This window comes from Ensifer sp. 2TAB8 (genome assembly GCF_052115125.1).
Classification (GTDB): Bacteria; Pseudomonadota; Alphaproteobacteria; order Rhizobiales; family Rhizobiaceae; genus Ensifer.
In genome coordinates, this window is the sequence record NZ_JBFRGB010000011.1 from 203,850 (window position 1) to 220,658 (window position 16,809).

A 16,809-nucleotide genomic window follows, 5' to 3' on the forward strand; every position below is an offset into this window, starting at 1 on the left:
CTGACATAGCCGATCCACGCGGTTCGGTGACGCCCCTCCCTGACGAACCAAAAACCGCCTATGATAGTTCTCCGCCAGTCCATTCCGGAGGTCTCCAATGATACAGCTTGAGGCGCCGGTCCGCGTTGCCAGCGAGGCTGATGCAAGGGCGTTGGCCGATCTTGTCAACTTCGCCGGTCAAGGCTTGCCTCTGTATATCTGGGAAGGACTTGCAAAAGACGGTCAGGACCCTTGGGAAGTCGGTCGCGGCCGGCAAGCAGAAAGGGTGCGCGAAGGCCAGATCGTGGTCGTGGACTTTGGAGGTGGCGCCGTAGCCAGCCTGACGGGCTACCCAATCGGCTCCGAACCCGAGCCGATTGCCGATGATTTCCCCGCACTGTTCCGGCCGCTTCAAGAATTGGAAAACCAGGCATCTGACAGTTGGTATGTCAATGTGTTGGCCTGCTATCCCGAGCACCGAGGACAAGGGCTTGGTTCACGTCTGCTCAAGCTGGCGGAACAGATAGCGCGGGATCAGGCACTCCCGCGGATGAGCGTCATCGTCGCCGACAACAATGTCGGTGCCAGACGGCTGTACGAGCGGAATGGCTACGAGGAAGTGGCAACGCGCGCCTGCGTGAAGGAAGGCTGGAAGGCCGACACGGAAAATTGGGTGCTGCTGATCAAACCGCTTCATCCCTCGGATAACCGCTAGGGCCGCCGGCGGGAGCCGCCATGCTTCCGCTCCAGTGGTGCCAGGCTATTCCCGACAGGTCGGCAACGCATAAATGCAAGCCACGGGTGGCGCGAACAGGCCCCACGCCCGAACAACACGGTTCAATGGGTCTCAAGCCACCCGCTCCTCGCGGTAGCGCAGGGCCTCGACAAGAAGCCCGAAGGCAGGCGATGCGAGCCTTCGGCTCGGATAATAGAGATGGTATCCCGGGAATGGCGGCGTCCACTCCTCCAGCACCTTGACCAGCTTCTTCGCACGCACCAGCGGCTCCAGATGATCGTCCGGCAGGCATGTCAGTCCAAGGCCGCTCAAGGCCGCATCGATGATCATGGGAACGTCATTCGAGGTGAACTGGCCGTCGACCCGGACGTTCAAGGGTCGCCCATCCTTCTCGAACTCCCAGGCATAGAGACCGCCGAGCGTCGGCAGGCGCAGGTTCAAGCAGGCATGGTGCATCAGATCGTGGGGCGTCTGAGGCTTCGGACGGTGTTTGAAGTACTCCGGCGAGCCGGCAACGACCATGCGAAGATCCGGCCCGATCCGGACCGCGATCATATCCTTCTCGACACGTTCTCCCAAACGCACGCCCGCATCGAACCGTTCAGCGACGAGATCGACCAGTCGCTGCTCGATCGAGAGTTCGACATTGATCTCAGGGTAGTCGGCCATCAGGCGCTTGACGGCCGGCAGCACTATCGTCTCGGCCGCATGGCGGCTTGACGTGATGCGGATCGTGCCGCCGGGCCGCTGACGCATCGCGCTCAAGGCGTCGATCCGGCTGCGGATGTCGCTGAAAGCCGGACGCAAGGTTTCGAGGAGTTGTTCGCCGGCATCCGTCGGCGAGACGCTGCGTGTCGTGCGCCTCAGAAGTCGCACGCCCATCCGCTCCTCCAGGCGCCGCACCGTGTGGCTCAAAGAGGATTGCGATGTGCCGAGCTGCGCTGCGGCGCGCGTGAAGCTTCGCTCTTCCGCAACCGCCAGGAACGCCATGAGATCGCCGAGTTCGTCCCGTTTCATTCATGAATCCAGAACATAGGTTCATGCAGAACTTAGCATCTAATGGATTTCTATCGCCAGAGCTAACTTGTCGATGACGGGGCGAAAGCCCGAGGCATGACAGGAGCCAACATGAAAGACGTCGTCGTCGTCATCGGCGCCGGTTCGATCGGGCAGGCGATCGCTCGCCGTGTCAGCACCGGCAAGCATGTGTTGCTCGCGGATCTGCGCCAGGAAAACGCCGATCTTGCCGCGACGGTTTTGAGCGATGCCGGTTTCGATGTGAGCACGGGCATCGTCGACATCTCATCGCGTGCCTCGGTGCGAGCGTTGGCCGAGGCTGCCACACAGATCGGCAGCGTTACCGGCGTCATCCATGCAGCCGGCGTCTCCCCTTCGCAGACATCGCCCGCGACTATCCTCAAGGTGGACCTCTACGGCACGGCCGTCGTTCTGGAAGAATTCGGCAACGTGATCGCGACAGGCGGTTCGGGCGTCGTCATCGCCTCGATGTCCGGTCATCGCCTGCCCGCATTGACCACCGACCAGGACAAGGCGCTGGCGACGACGCCAGCCGACGAACTGCTGGACCTGCCCATGCTTGCGGCGGAACGGATCGTCGATCCGCTGGCCGCCTATCAGATCTCGAAACGCGGCAATGCCCTGCGCGTGAAGGCAGAGGCGGTACGATGGGGAAAGCGCGGCGCGCGGATCAATACGATCAGCCCCGGCATAGTCATCACACCCCTTGCCAAGGACGAACTGAACGGTCCGCGTGGTGAAGGTTATCGCCGCATGATCGCCCTGTCACCGGCTGGCCGTGCCGGAACGCCGGACGAGATAGCCAACCTGGCCGCAGTGCTGATGGGACCGGAAGGCGCCTTCATCACGGGCAGCGATTTCCTGATCGATGGCGGCGTGACCGCATCCTACTGGTACGGCGAACTCGCGCCGAGAACTCCCGATCCATCCGCTTAGACACAAGGATTATCACCAATGCGCGCAACCATTCTTTACGGTCCCGGCGACGTCCGTTGCGAGGAAGTGGCGGAACCGAAGATCCTCAAGCCGACCGATGCCATCATCCGTCTGTCCGCCACGTGCATCTGTGGCTCTGATCTCTGGCCTTATCGGGGTGCGAACGAGGTCACAGCACCCTTGGCCATGGGCCATGAATATTGCGGAATCGTCGAAGAGGTGGGCAGCGCGGTAAGGACCGTGCGGCCAGGCCAGTTCGTCGTCGGCTCCTTCTGCCTTTCGGACAACACCTGCCCGCATTGCCGCTTCGGCTTTCAGTCTTCCTGCGAGCAGCGCGAATTCATGACGGGGGCACAGGCGCCGCTGGCGCGCGTCCCGTTGGCCGACGGAACACTCGTCGCCACGGCCGAGCTTCCCACCGACGACCTGATCCCGAGCCTGCTTGCGACCTCGGACGTTCTCGGCACCGGCTGGTACGCGGCCTTCGCCGCCGGCGTGCAGGAGGGCTCGACCGCCGCGGTCGTCGGCGACGGTGCAGTCGGCCTCATGGGCGTTCTTGCCGCCAAGCACATGGGTGCGGCCAGGATCATTGCAATGAGCCGACACAAGACCCGACAGGATCTCGCTCTCGAGTTCGGCGCAACGGACATCGTTTCCGAGAGAGGCGATGATGGCGTTGCCCGCATCAAGGAACTGACCGACGGCGTCGGCGCCGAGGCGGTGCTCGAATGCGTCGGCACTCAGGAGGCGATGACGCAGGCGATGAACTGCGCCCGCCCTGGCGGCAGGATCGGTTTTGTCGGCGTGCCGCACGGGGTGCAGCTCGACGGGCAAAAACTGTTCTTTGCCCAGAAGAGCCTTCTTGGAGGCCCCGCCCCTGTCCGCCGCTTCCTGCCCGACCTGATGGACCTCGTCCTCGACCGGACCATCAACCCCGGCAAGGTCTTCGATCTCGAACTCCCGCTTGCCGACGTCGCAGAAGGCTACCGCGCCATGGACGAACGCCGTGCCATCAAGACCCTGCTGCGGGTTTGACAAAACAAGGACGTTTTCATGAAAAAGGTTGCTGCCACCCTCGCAATCTCTGCCCTTGCGGCTACGGGCGCCGAGGCCGAGGACAAGCGACGCCCACGCGTCGCGCCCGAGAGCGTTTACAACATCGCACCTGGCCTCGGCATTTTCACCGATGAGGTTTTGTTCGGAGACATATGGACGAGAGCCGATCTCGCTCCGCGCGATCGCAGCCTGATCACCGTCGCCGCCCTTGTCGCCACTGGAAAGACGGCGCAGATCGGCCATCACGTTGGCCGGGCGCTGGACAATGGCGTGAAGCCCGAGGAGATCGGCGAGCTCATCACCCAGCTCGCCTTCTATACCGGCTGGCCAAATGCGATGTCGGCCGTCACAGAAACGAAGAAGATCTTCGACGAACGCAAGATCGCACCGGTGGAAGGCAGCGATGCGACGCGCCTCGAACTGGACCCTGAAGCGGAAGCCGCCCGGCGCGATACGGTTCAGGCCAACGTCGAGCCGACTGCGCCGGCGCTCGCCGAACTGACGAACCGCGTGCTGTTCGGCGACCTGTGGACCCGTCCGGACCTGAGCGCCCGGGACCGCAGCCTCGTGACCATGGCTGCGTTGATCGCCATCGGCCAACCGGACCAATTGCCGTTTCATGCCAACCGCGCCATGGACAACGGACTGAGGCGCACCGAAGTCGCCGAGGTCGCCACCCATCTCGGCTTTTATGCCGGCTGGCCGCGGGCGATGTCGGCGGTTCCGGTGCTGGAGCGGGTGTTCGCCAGTCGCGCTGCTGCGAGCGGCAATACATCGGCGGATCTCAAGGTCGTCAGGGCAAACTCCACTCCAGCAACGGGATCGAGCGACTACTTTTCGGGAGAGGTGCAGATCTCCGGCCACTACCAGGGCCAGGCACCTGCGCGGATCGGGGGCGCAACGGTATCGTTTGCGGCTGGCGCCCGAACGGCCTGGCACACGCATCCACTGGGACAGACACTCTACATCGTCTCCGGCCGCGGTTGGGTGCAGAAGGCGGGTGAGCCCGCCACAGCGATCGGTCCCGGCGATGTCGTCTGGATCCCGCCATCGGTGAAGCATTGGCATGGCGCATCCGCCACTGAACCGATGACCCACTTTGCGGTGGCCGAAGCACTGAATGGCGTTGCGGTCACCTGGATGGAAAAGGTTACGGACGAACACTACCTCGCTGGGCAGGCCACGGATTGAAGCCGCGCACGACCCGCAGCCTGCGATACCGGGCTGCGGTCATCCGTAACGATAAATGCCCCCCGTTTGCATCGTCGAGGAAGCCGATCCTGGTTCGGTGCGCAGCGACTGGGCCTTCCTCAAGGCTAGGTTGCGCTGCGCATCCATAGCCCCGCCGTTCAAAAGCACTGCATTGACGGTCTCATCAAGGCGGGATTGCCGGTTCGCAAGTATCCCGCGGGCGGCACGGCGATCGAGCAGCGCGAAAAACATCATTCAACGGTATCGACGGATGCCTACGTGATACTACCACCTATGCTTTCCTCTTTTTCTATATTAGTTATCACTGAGAGGAGAGGATGCTGCTGCCCCCAAAGGAAGCACATGGGAGGCAGGCATGGACACGCCTTCGAACTGAGCATGCACTCACGCATATTGGGGGAAACATGAGAACTTGCCGCATTCCAATTCTGGCAGCCATCGGGACCTGTCTGCTAGCTGGCAGCGCCATGGCCGCGGACATCTATTCGCCGATGACACCTGAGCTCAAGCAGGTCACGACCGAGAGCGGCTGGACCTTCGCATTCTCGCCCTATTTCTGGGCAGCCGGACTTTCGGGAGACGTTGCGCAGTTCGGCCTGCCGGAAGCCCATATCAACGCGAGCTTCAGCGACATCTTCGACCACCTCGATTTTGCCGCGATGGCTATCGGGGAGGCCCGCTATGGCGACTACAGCATCTTCACTGACCTGATGTACACGAAGATATCGGGTCAACGCGGTACGCCCAGAGGCATTCTCGCCAACAGTGTCGACCTCTCGACCCAGACTTTTGCCGGGTTCCTTGGGGCGGGATACACGATCTATGAAGACAGCCAGGCGCGCGTGGACATTGCGGCCGGTTTGCGTGTCTGGTCGGTCGAAAGTGAGTTTTCCTTCCACGGTGGGGTTCTCGACGGCGTATCCAGAAAGGATGACGCGACCTGGGTCGACGGCCTGGCCGGCTTTCGCGGCACCTATTCACTTACGCCGGAAATCTATCTGACGGGGTGGGGCTTGGTCGGCGCCGGCGGAGCGGACCTCGACTGGGACGTCGCGGCAGCAATTGGCTACCGGTTCAGCGACACGATTTCGGCCGAGGCGGGTTATCGGGCGCTCGGCGTCGACTACAGCAAAGACGGCTTCGTGTTCGACGCAGTTCAGCAGGGCCCTATCCTGGGTCTCACCGTACGGTTCTAGCCGGCCGAACTGAACGCGATTTGAGCGAGCGGCGATCTAGATGATGGTCGCCCGCGTGGCGAAGCTCGTCCGGAAAAGCGCCTCGTTCGCTGCTGTGTCTGGGTCAAAACAGCAATCACGCGCAATGTAGATCTTGTAATCTGCATCGCTTGCCCATCCCACGCTGGAGAACAGGACGCCGCTGCTCGCGATCCCGGCCATGATCAGCGTCTTGACGCCCTTTGCCTGCAGATCGTGGTGCAAAGTGGTGCTATGAAACACGTTGGCGCGCGGACAGGCGTATCGCCAGTCGCCTTCAGCCACATCAAGCCCGGCTGCAGGCGCGGGGTCGCGAAAGAATCCGGTCTTCTTGATGTTGCTGATCAACATATTGTTTTCGCAGGGCGCCTCATAGTCGATGGCGAAGTTTGCGAAGATCGTGGGGTTCTGAGTGCTACGCCATTTCGCAATGAGCGAGTTGGTACGGTCGAGCAGATCCGCTGGAATATCGTTTGCCAGGATCGAAAAGACGTCGGCCTGGTAGTGCATGATCAACAACGCGGCATCCGCGACGTCCAAATCAACTGTGTAAGACACTCTTTGTCCCCTCCTCTTCCGGCCTGACGGCGAGACAATAGTCGTCGTCCACCTGCCGTTACAACCTCCACATTTTTGCATTCAGAAGCCGATGTTTCCGCGAACCCGCAGTCGGGCGAACCGCGCTTCACCATCGAACAGACCAGCGCGCTAGCGACCCACCGGGATTCTGGGCGCGTTGACCCGTCGAAGAAGCGGCATCATCAAAGAGAACAGTTCGGCTTGAGAGGATATGCCGCATCGCTGGTAAAGCTGTTTGCGGAACACCTTTACCGTTTGTGCACTCAAGCCGAGTTGTAGTGCGACCGACGGCGAGGAATGTCCCTGCAGGATAAGCAGGGCAACCTCTGCCTGCCGAGGACTGAGGCTGATATTGTGATGTCGGTGCACCTCATCGCGCAGACTCTCGGTAATCGATGTCGCCTGGGCGATCTGCACCGCCGGCGCATCCAATGCGGCCCAGTGCGCCTTCAATAAAGCGACGATCACGCGCTGGTGCTGCCGCAGATGGTCTTCGGCCTTTTGCGAAAACGAGGTGCCCGACAATCCATCCTTGCCCATCGATACGGTGATGGTGGCGTTGGCGCTGATGGGCAGAAAGACGGATATCTCGTCGGAAATGCCGATCCGACCGTAATACCATTTGTAATAGCGGCTGCTGCGGAACTGATCGGGCGCGACGTCCAGAAGCCTGTAGAGGCCCTCCTCTCCCCGCTTCAAATGGAAATGGTAAATTGGGTCGAGCAGATAGGCGCCCGAAAGATATTGCTCGGCGACATAGCGAAAGACATCGGAGCCGTAGGCCTTGGAATAGGCGACGTGGGGGACATTCGTTCCCACGAAGACGATGGCGATTACATTGTCGAATTCCAGGCATTGCCGCAGGTACTCGCACATCGCCGGATAGAAGTCGTCCGAGCCGACGGCTTCGAGCGTCGCAGCAAGAGCGTTCAGAAGGGAGTTTTTCATGCCCTGTACCCCCACCGGGGTATACATGCCCCTCTCAAGGATAGTTTATTGTCCAAAACCATAGACGGAAGGGTTATGGACGCCAAGCTCTCATAGAAGATCCGGATGCTATTCAAGCGTCCTGATTTTGACGAAGAGCCGGCCACGTGCCCAATCCGCAAAAAGGCACGGCGAAAAGTGCCAACCATCCAAGGGGTAACGCCATGAGACGAACGCTGAACCATTCAGCCATGCCCGCCGTCGGATTTATCGAGCCGTGGTCGGTGAAAGCCGGCGCAGAAACGAATGTCCACGTCTCCTGTGTCGATGCCGAGGCGGCGATACGCATCGTCTCCATTGATCGCGACGATCACGAAGTCATGGCTTGGCCGATCCGGAAGCATTGTGACGGTTTTGCCGTTCGCAATTACGATCTCGGTTCATGGATCGAATTGCCAGCAATGCCGGTTTCGCAAGCGGCAGAATTGCGGTTCGAGGTACTTTTCACACAAAATCAGGGTGAAAAGCCCGTCTGCCGTTTCGCAGATGTCTCGGTTTGGCTGGACGAAGCTGGCGTACTCAGCATTCACACGGGTAAAGGCAGCCATCCGTTTACGGCGGTTTCCAACGAATGCTGGTACGAACTCAGCCTCCGCACCCTCGGCAACGAGATCGAGGCAACGCTTTTTGCCGGGGATGGACAGGCCCTTGCCCGTATCGTGATGCCGCGCGGCGAAGGCGCGGGGCCCGTGGCCATCGGGTCCGATGGTTCACACAACGAAAAAACCCTGAACGCCCGTGTCGGCCGCATCGGACTTCTCGTCGATGGACAGGGACACCATTGGCAGTTTCCGGCCCGCGGTCCGATCGATAAACTCGGCTCCCTCGAAGACGCCGATCGTGTCCTGACTATCCATAACATGCCGACCTTCGCCGTCGCCTCGCGCCGGTTCACCTCGGAGATCCATGACCCGAGGCTCGATCCATCGCAGTTCGACGCGATCCATCTCCATGATGACGATTTCGGTGGCTTCGACTGGACCGCCGATCTTACGGTGACGATTCCTGCGGAGGCACGCTCCGGCATCTTTGCGGTCGAGATCTCCACCCGGCAGGGCGTCGAACGGCTACCGTTTTTTGTCAGGCCAAGCCGAACAGCGGCAAAACTCGCCTTCCTGGTGTCAACCGCGACCTATCTTGCCTATGCCGACGAGCGCCTCCCGCCCGTTCGGTACCCGTGGCACGGCACCGATCGTGGGCACCGGTTCGCCATCGATAACGATTTCCTTTGCCTCTACGACGTGCACAGCGACTTGAGCGGCGTCAGCCTGACATCGGCGCGGCGCCCGAAGGCAACCGTGCGCGACGACTATCACTACCCGCTTTCCAATAGCCCACATCTTTTGCCCGTCGATCTGCAACTGCTCAAGTTCTACGCGAGAGAAGGCATCGCCATCGACGTCATCACCGACAGAGACCTGCATGAAGAGGGATTGAACGCGGCTGCGCCCTACCGGGCAATGCTGACCGGAAGCCATCCGGAATATTGGTCGACGCCCATGATGGCTGCGATACGCCATTACCTCGATGCAGGCGGCAACCTCGCCTATCTCGGCGGGAACGGGTTCTATTGGGTTGTCGCCTATGAGGGCGAAGCGATGGAACTCAGGCGCGTAAAGAGCGACATCTGGAGCGGTCGCCCGGGCGAGGCCCACATGTCGATCACCGGCGAGCCCGGAGGCGCCTGGGAGGACCGTGGCCTCATGAATCCGCAATCCTATCTGGGCGTGACCTATCTCATCATGAGCTTCGGTGCTTCCCGTCCCTACCAGAGGATGGAAGGCAGTCACGACCCCCGCTACGCCTGGCTGTTCGAGGGCATTGGCGACGAGCCGATCGGAGACGACGGGACGGTGCTGGGAGGCGCTGCGGGATATGAAGTCGACGCGGTGGTCCGTTCACAGGAGACGCCGCCGAACCTCGTAGTGCTCGCGACTGCCGATGGTTTCGATGACAGCTTCCAGGTTCGCCCCGACGTCTGGCTCGCCGATGGCGACGTCGAACGCAAAACCCTTCGCCGCGCCGACATGACGATCTATCGTCACAAGGGAGGCGGCCACGTATTCTGCACCGGTTCGGTGGCCTGGCTCGGCGCACTGCCAGGCCCGGGCCTTCAGAACGCCGTCGGACAAATCATGAAAAACCTCGCCGCGGGATTCGGCAAATAGCCCCACGCACGGCCCGAGAATTGGCGCTCCGGCCGGGTTCAAGCAACAGCCAACATAAAAGGGAACGAAAGAATGAACATCTCCCGACGCAACCTCATGATGCTGATGGGCGGCGCCGTCGCCGCACCCTACGTCATCACTTCGAAGGCCTTTGCCGCCGCTACCGTCGAACCCGGCGTCTTCAAGATGTCGATCCAGCCATGGATCGGCTATGGCATGTGGTACGTGGCCCAGGAGAAAGGCATCTTCACAGCCAATGGGCTCGAAGGCGTCGAGTTCGTGCCCTATGTCGACGATGCGGCGGACCTTGCAATCCTTGCCAGTGGCGAAGTCCAGGCAACGAACGCCGCAACGCACAACGTGCTCCAGCACCTGCAGCAGGGCGCCCACTACAAAATCGTGCTTCTCGAAGATTTCAGCTCGACGGCCGATGCCGTCGTCAGCCCGAAGAGCATCGCCAGCATTGCAGACCTCAAGGGCAAGTCCATTGCCTATGAGCAGGGCTCGACCAGCCACCTTCTTATTGCCGACGCGCTGAAGAAGGCAGGCCTGACACTGAACGACATCACCACAATCAACACGCCGGCGGCGCAGGCCGCGGCCGCAGTCCTTTCGGGCTCTGCCGACGCCATGGTCACCTACGAGCCCTATATCTCGGCCGCGCTCAAGGCCGACCCTGGCCTCTCGCTGCTCTACACGGCCGCTGAAAGCCCCGGCCTCATCAGCGACTGCTTCGTCGTGACGGAGGAAACGCTCAAGGGACGGCCCGGCCAGGTCCGCGCCATGGTAAAGAGCTGGGGAGACGCGGTGGACGCCTACAACAAGAACCCGGCGGAATGCCAAGCGATTATCGCCAAGGGCGTCGGCTCCGATGCAAGCGAACTCGGAACGACATTCGCAGGCGTCCACTACTACACGCTTGCCGAGAACAAGGCGCTTCTGACCGGGGATTTCGCAACGAAAACCTTCCCCGCCGTCAATGTCGCCAGCACGGACCTCGGCCTCATCACCAAGTCTTTCGAAGCCAAGGACGCGATCGATACGACAGCCCTTTCCTCGCTCTGATGACGAAAGCTCTGTCGGCTCCGCCGACAGAGCTTCCTCGCCGGGCGAAGGGCGAAATTTCAGAAACGCAAGACAGGTTGCCGCGAGCCCACGGGCTTGCCGCGTTTAGCGGCGTGGAGCCGCCCGATCGCCACGATAACCTCTGGGCAATTGTTGCCTGCAAGTAGAAACGACAGGAGCGCGGCTATCCATGGCCAAGCCAAGAAAGAAGTCCATTCTCAGCATGCAGGCTGAGATCTCACCCGCCACCTATGCGACCATCTCGCTATGTTCGTTCGCAATCTTCTTCGCGCTCTGGTGGGGCATCGCGGAGGCCGGGCTGATACGGCCAATCTTCCTCCCCTCGCCAGGTGCCATCGTCGCCCGGCTCTGGAGCCTTGCCGCCGATGGCACGCTCGCAGGCGACGTCGCAAGCAGCGTCTACCGTATCGGTGTCGGCTTCATCGCCGCTTCGGTCACGGCACTCATCGTGGGTGTGCTCATCGGCAACTACAGGTTCTGGGACGCTGCGATCGAACCGTTTCTCGATTTCATTCGCTACATGCCCGTCGTCGCTTTCGTTCCGCTGACCATCCTCTGGACCGGGACATCCGACACCCAGAAATTCCTGATCATCTGGATCGGCACATTCTTTCAGCAGGCGCTGATGTTCATGGACAACATCAAGCGCGTACCGCCGGATTTCATCGGATTTGGGAGAACCGTGGGCCTGAGTGACTTCAAGATCGTAACCAGGATCATCCTGCCCTCCGCCGCGCCGCAGATCTGGGACACGCTCAGAGTATCGCTCGGCTGGGCCTGGACATGGGTCGTCCTTGCGGAACTTGTCGCTGCCAACAGCGGCCTTGGCTACCGCATCACCGTGGCACAACGCTATTTCCAGACAGACACGGCCATCGGCTACATCGTGGTGCTCGGCATCCTCGGGCTGATCAGCGACCAGGTCATGAAATTTCTCGGCAAGCGCATGTTCCGCTACGAGGGGAAACATTGATGGAAAAGCTTCTCATTCGTGACCTCACGAAAACCTTTGCCTCCAGCGGCTCCAAGAAGGAACGCCTGACAGTTCTCGACAATGTCTCCTTGGCCATCCAGGAGAACGAATTCATCTCACTCGTCGGCGCGTCGGGTTGCGGCAAGAGCACGCTGCTCTCCATCATCGCCGGCCTGCAAACTCACGACGAGGGCGAGTTGAAGGTCGACGGCACGGACATTCTCGGACCCGGTGCCGACCGCGGAGTGGTGTTCCAGAGCTACACGCTGCTGCCATGGCTGACGGCGAAGAAGAACGTCGAGTTCGCACTCGAGGCCACCGGCCATCCGAGATCGGAAACCGGCGACATGGCGATGGCACAATTGAAGCTGGTCGGCCTCGAAGCCTTCGCCGACCGCTATCCGGCCCAGCTTTCCGGCGGCATGAAACAGCGGGTGGCGATCGCCCGTGCGCTCTCCTACAAGCCGAAGCTCCTTTTGATGGACGAGCCCTTCGGGGCCCTGGATGCCCTGACGCGCGTGCAGATGCAGGAATTGCTGACCAGCGTCTGGGAGCGTGAGAAATTGACGGTCATCTTCGTGACGCACGACGTGGAGGAAGCCGTCTTCCTGTCGGACCGCATCTTCGTGATGGCTTCCAACCCCGGGCGTATCAAGAAGATCTTCGATGTGCCCCTTCCGCGCCCGAGAAGCCCGGAAACGCATCGGCTCGCCGAGTTCGCGGCCCTGCAGGCCGACGTCCTCGGCAGCATCCGGTCGGAAATGCGCGACCACTGACCAGGGGTGCCGGCGGCTAAGCCGGCGTCCCTGACCCAACGACATTGCTGGCGAAGTCCACTCAGGGATTCTTGAGGCGCTGGCGCTTACCCTCAAATTCCAAGGAGCCTGTCATGTCCACCTCCAAGATCTCGATGTATCGGCTGTCAGACCTGACGCCGGACCAGCGCAACGACCTACTGCAGCGCACCGAGAGCGACATCACCGCCTTCACCGACCGCGTCGTTCCGATCATCGAAGACGTACGCGTAAGAGGCGATGAAGCCCTTGCCGATTTCGCCCGGACGCTGGACAAGGCAAACCTGTCGCCGAAGGACATCAGGGCAACACCACAGGAATTCGCCGCAGCACGATCGCTGGTCGATCCGGAACTGATCGAGACGCTCCGCTTTGCCGCCGACAACATCCGGCATTTCCACGAAAAGCAATTGCCCGACACCCTGTCGCTGCACGAGACGCACCGCGGTGTGATTGTCGGCGATCGCTGGACACCGATCGATTCGGTCGCCTGTTACGTCCCCCGCGGCAAGGGTTCGTTTCCAAGCTCCGTGCTGATGACCGCAATTCCGGCGAAGGTCGCAGGCGTCGAAAACGTCGTCGTCATCACCCCGCCGGGCCCGGACGGTTCCGTCGATCCCGCGACACTGATCGCCGCCGAAATCGCCGGGGTCGAAGCCGTGTTCAAATGCGGCGGAGCACAGGGCATCGCCGCCGTGGCATACGGTACGCAGACGGTGCCCAAATGCGCCAAAGTCGTCGGTCCAGGGAGCCCTTGGGTCGTCGCTGCCAAAAAGGTCCTCTCCTCGATCATCGACCCCGGCAGCCCGGCGGGGCCTAGCGAACTGCTTATCTTTTCGGATTCGACGGTTTCGGCGGATCTGGTGGCGATGGATCTCTGTGTCGAATCCGAGCACGGCCCCGACTCCTCGGTCTTCCTGGTGACGGCAGACGCGCAGTTCGCCGATGCGGTGGCACAGCGAATTCCTGAGCACTGGGCAAGGATGGCCGCCAATCGCGCTGCCTTCTCGCGTACCGTGCTGACCGGCGCCAAAGGCGGCATTGTCATTGCTTCGAACGAGGATGAGGCCTTCGCCTTCATCAACGACTATGCCGCCGAGCATCTCGCCGTGCTCGCCGAAAACGCCTGGCAGTACCTGCCGCGCATCCGCCATGCGGGAGAAATCCTGCTCGGGCCTCATTCGGCCATCGGTATTGCCAACTTCGTCCTGGGACCGAGCCATGTGTTGCCCACGGGAGGCGCCGCCAAGACCGCCTCTCCGCTTGCCGTGTTCGACTTCATGAAGCGCACGTCGATCGCCTCCATATCACAGGAAGCCTACGGGCATTTCGCACCGCATGCCGAAGCGCTCGGCCGCTACGAAGGCTTCGACGGCCACGCCAATTCTGTTTCACCGGCGCGCTTGACCGCAATGACCTGATGTCGGCCGGCAGCCAGTTCCCGCACGAACAGGCTGCCGATGCCCTTGGCTATCGTCGCGGCAAACCCGCCGCGTGCAATGCAGAGCCTCACGGCTCGTCCACCTCAAGAACGTAGGCACCCGGCAGAATGCGGTTTGCGACAAGCTCGGCGATATCTGCCGGCAATGCCTTTGATTCAGGCGGGAAAAGACCTGCCCCTGCCAGCGCCTTGCGCAGATCGATATCTTTGCCGAGATAGTCCAGCGCGACCTTCGAAGCACCCGGTTTGCGGCCGCGACGTGTAGGACCACCGGTCTGGATACCGATCAACCGGAACAGGCGGTGCTGATGGCTCGGGTAAAGCGTCACTTGCGTGATCGAGGTGAAATCCAGGCTCTCATATTCGACGATATGGATGCGGTCGGCGAGGTAGAGGAGTGTCCCTGCGTATTTGCTGAAGCCGATCGTCTTGCCGGTATCCGGATGGCGCGCGACTTCGATGTTCTTCCAGTAGTACTGGTTGCCTTCTCGCCGTATCGAGGCAAGCGACTTTGTGATCAAGCCTTTGTTTCCAAATGAATAAAAGTATCGATAATAGAAGCCGACGTATTTTTCGAGCGATTGGCTGCGTCGATACRACGCCTCGACATGCATCAGCGGTCGACGCAACTGCGGCATGGGTTCGGGCTTGCGGCGCAGGGCAACGATCTGCTCCAACTGCGCCGGCTCCATCAGCATCTCGGCTTCGGTAACACCAAAAAAATCGCACATCCTGCGCATGTTGCGCCGCGACGGACGTGTGTGGCCGCTTAGATACTTGTTGAATTGCTGGCGGTTTATCCCCAGCCGACGGCAAGCATCGGCAATGGAGGCGTGGTAGCTGCAGAGCAGCGCCAGGTTGCGGGAAAAATCATCATCCATGAACGACATCGCAATACGAAGCAGAATTCGCGTCAAGTCGCGAATGGTCACTCTGTAGCGAAAAAAGCTGTCCTGTGCTCAATTTTCTCAAAAGCGAACCAAAGGGAACGGACCACATGACGCAGATCACCCTCTCCAGAAGAGGATTCCTCGCCTCGAGTACTGCCTTCACCGCCCTTGCATTGGCAGGAAACCTGCCCACGGCCGCGCAAGCGCAGGCCGAGAAGGTGCTGCGGCTGCGCATGGACGGCGACATCAAGATACTTGATCCCGGCTACATGATCGGCGGCATCGAAATCGAGGCACAGAAGCAGTGTCTGCCGTTCCTTGCCCAATACAAACGCGACGGCAATACGATTGGTTGGGAGCCAACCTACTACGTCAGGAAGCTCGAGCAGCGTGATGCCACGCACATCGACTTCGAATTGGCCGAGGGCCTCAACTGGTCCGGTGGTCACGGCCCCCTGAGGGCCTCAGACGTGAAGTTCTCCTACGAGCGGATGAAGGGAACCGAGTGGGAGGGCTATTTCGAGGTGCTCGACCGTGTCGAAGTCACAGGCGAACGCACAGGAACCATCGTTCTGACCAAGCCCTTCGCGCCGTTCTTCCTAGTCACGCTCTGCCACGGGCCGGGCGCCATCCTGTGTGAAAAGGCGGTAACCGAAGCCGGCGGGCGCTTTACCACGCAGTTTCCCGCCGTCTGCGGTCCCTACCTCTTCAACAACGCGCCGGGCCAAGCGGCCAATTTCCTGCCCAACCCGGAATGGACCGGCCCCAAACCCGAATTCGACCGCGTCCAGGCCAAGATCATCACGCAGGTCAAGGCAACTGAACTGGCCTACGAGGCCGGCGAACTCGATTGCACGCAGATCGATTCCGATGCCGTCGCGCGCTATCAGGCCGGTCCCCCGGCCGGCAGCGAACTGACCAAGGCAGGCGAACTCAACTTCATGTGGCTGGGGATGAATACCGAGCATCCGAAGCTGCAGGACGTCCGCGTGCGCCGCGCGATCCAGCACGCCGTCGACGTCGATTCGATCATTGCGGCCGCCTACTCGAATGTGGCCACCAAGTCCTGCGGTATCGTCTGCCCCGGGCTCATCGGGCATCGCACCGCGACCAAATTCTATACCTATGATCCGGGCAAGGCGCGCGCGCTTCTGTCCGAAGCCGGAGTAAGCGGTCTCAAACTGACCTTGCGCACGCTCAATACCCAGCAGCCGATGCTGGTGGCCCAGATCATCCAGGCGAACCTCGGCGCGATCGGCGTGACGCTGGACGTAGTCCCCCTCGATGCTGGCCCGTTCTGGGAAATGGGCATGGAATCCGCCGGCGAGACCTGGAAGGATCTCGAGCTCTGGACCATGCGGTTCGGCAGCGTGCCTGACCCCTACGAGGCATCGCAGTGGTTCGTATCCTCGCAGGTCGGCAACTGGAACTGGGAGCGCTGGACCAATCCGGAATACGACACCCTCGTCGAGCAGGGCATCGCGGAAAGCGATCCGGAAAAGCGCAACGATATCTACCTGCGGCTTCAGGACATCATGGAAGAGACCGGCGCCTATGTCTGGCTTTGCCACGAACCGCGCTACTACGTTCACCGCTCAGGCATAAACGTCAATGTCTCTCCATCCGGGCAGCAGGACTATCGCCTGTTCACCTCGATCTGATCCCCGTTCGTGCCCCGCCAGCACGCGGGCGGGGCATTTCAACATCCGACTGGTTGGAA

The 16,809-nt window shown here is 61.1% G+C and carries 15 protein-coding genes; 11 read left to right on the forward strand and 4 right to left on the reverse strand.

Annotation, left to right across the window (positions count from 1 at the left end; translation table 11 throughout):
• Positions 1–97 precede the first annotated feature (97 nt).
• Positions 98–694, forward strand: coding sequence for a GNAT family N-acetyltransferase (locus AB4Z53_RS19480; protein ID WP_441597276.1), 597 nt, complete (start codon positions 98–100; stop codon positions 692–694).
• 132 nt (positions 695–826) lie between these two features.
• Here the strand turns inward: AB4Z53_RS19480 and AB4Z53_RS19485 are convergent, their stop codons facing one another.
• A complete protein-coding gene (locus AB4Z53_RS19485) occupies positions 827–1,732 on the reverse strand; it encodes a LysR family transcriptional regulator (RefSeq protein ID WP_441597278.1) in 906 nt (301 codons plus the stop codon).
• Between the two features lie 111 nt (positions 1,733–1,843).
• Between AB4Z53_RS19485 and AB4Z53_RS19490 the strand changes: the two genes are divergently transcribed.
• The 4 genes from AB4Z53_RS19490 (at position 1,844) to AB4Z53_RS19505 (ending at position 6,153) form a co-directional block, all read left to right on the forward strand.
• A complete protein-coding gene (locus AB4Z53_RS19490; RefSeq protein WP_441597280.1) occupies positions 1,844–2,689 on the forward strand; it encodes an SDR family oxidoreductase in 846 nt (281 codons plus the stop codon).
• A gap of 18 nt (positions 2,690–2,707) precedes the next feature.
• Positions 2,708–3,724: a zinc-dependent alcohol dehydrogenase family protein gene (locus tag AB4Z53_RS19495; protein ID WP_441597281.1), complete on the forward strand. Its 1,017-nt coding sequence runs from the start codon at positions 2,708–2,710 to the stop codon at positions 3,722–3,724.
• A gap of 18 nt (positions 3,725–3,742) precedes the next feature.
• A complete protein-coding gene (locus AB4Z53_RS19500; protein ID WP_441597283.1) occupies positions 3,743–4,936 on the forward strand; it encodes a (R)-mandelonitrile lyase in 1,194 nt (397 codons plus the stop codon).
• A 425-nt stretch (positions 4,937–5,361) separates the two neighbouring features.
• On the forward strand, positions 5,362–6,153 hold the full coding sequence (locus tag AB4Z53_RS19505; protein WP_441597285.1) for a hypothetical protein: 792 nt from the start codon (positions 5,362–5,364) through the stop codon (positions 6,151–6,153).
• Positions 6,154–6,189: 36 nt separating this feature from the next.
• Here AB4Z53_RS19505 and AB4Z53_RS19510 read toward each other — a convergent pair whose 3' ends face one another.
• Positions 6,190–6,681, reverse strand: a complete 492-nt coding sequence (locus AB4Z53_RS19510) for a cysteine hydrolase family protein (protein WP_441597326.1) — start codon at positions 6,679–6,681, stop codon at positions 6,190–6,192.
• 198 nt (positions 6,682–6,879) lie between these two features.
• Positions 6,880–7,725, reverse strand: coding sequence for a helix-turn-helix transcriptional regulator (locus tag AB4Z53_RS19515; RefSeq protein ID WP_441597286.1), 846 nt, complete (start codon positions 7,723–7,725; stop codon positions 6,880–6,882).
• A 176-nt stretch (positions 7,726–7,901) separates the two neighbouring features.
• Between AB4Z53_RS19515 and AB4Z53_RS19520 the strand changes: the two genes are divergently transcribed.
• From AB4Z53_RS19520 to hisD, 5 genes are all read left to right on the forward strand, one after another.
• A complete protein-coding gene (locus tag AB4Z53_RS19520) occupies positions 7,902–9,905 on the forward strand; it encodes a N,N-dimethylformamidase beta subunit family domain-containing protein (protein ID WP_441597288.1) in 2,004 nt (667 codons plus the stop codon).
• A gap of 72 nt (positions 9,906–9,977) precedes the next feature.
• Positions 9,978–10,970: an ABC transporter substrate-binding protein gene (locus tag AB4Z53_RS19525; RefSeq protein WP_113538165.1), complete on the forward strand. Its 993-nt coding sequence runs from the start codon at positions 9,978–9,980 to the stop codon at positions 10,968–10,970.
• Between the two features lie 190 nt (positions 10,971–11,160).
• On the forward strand, positions 11,161–11,964 hold the full coding sequence (locus AB4Z53_RS19530) for an ABC transporter permease (protein ID WP_113538166.1): 804 nt from the start codon (positions 11,161–11,163) through the stop codon (positions 11,962–11,964).
• Entirely contained in the window at positions 11,964–12,740 is a 777-nt protein-coding gene (locus AB4Z53_RS19535) for an ABC transporter ATP-binding protein (protein WP_113538167.1), read from the forward strand. Before AB4Z53_RS19530 ends, AB4Z53_RS19535 begins: the two co-directional genes overlap by 1 nt.
• A 113-nt stretch (positions 12,741–12,853) precedes the next feature.
• On the forward strand, positions 12,854–14,179 hold the full coding sequence (hisD, locus tag AB4Z53_RS19540) for a histidinol dehydrogenase (RefSeq protein WP_441597291.1): 1,326 nt from the start codon (positions 12,854–12,856) through the stop codon (positions 14,177–14,179).
• 88 nt (positions 14,180–14,267) lie between these two features.
• Here the strand turns inward: hisD and AB4Z53_RS19545 are convergent, their stop codons facing one another.
• A complete protein-coding gene (locus tag AB4Z53_RS19545) occupies positions 14,268–15,080 on the reverse strand; it encodes a helix-turn-helix domain-containing protein (protein WP_441597293.1) in 813 nt (270 codons plus the stop codon).
• A 116-nt stretch (positions 15,081–15,196) separates the two neighbouring features.
• On the opposite strand from AB4Z53_RS19545, the gene AB4Z53_RS19550 reads away from it, so the two are divergent.
• Positions 15,197–16,750 carry an ABC transporter substrate-binding protein gene (locus tag AB4Z53_RS19550; RefSeq protein ID WP_441597295.1) on the forward strand — a complete coding sequence of 518 codons (1,554 nt, stop codon included), beginning with the start codon at positions 15,197–15,199 and terminating at the stop codon, positions 16,748–16,750.
• Positions 16,751–16,809 lie beyond the last annotated feature (59 nt).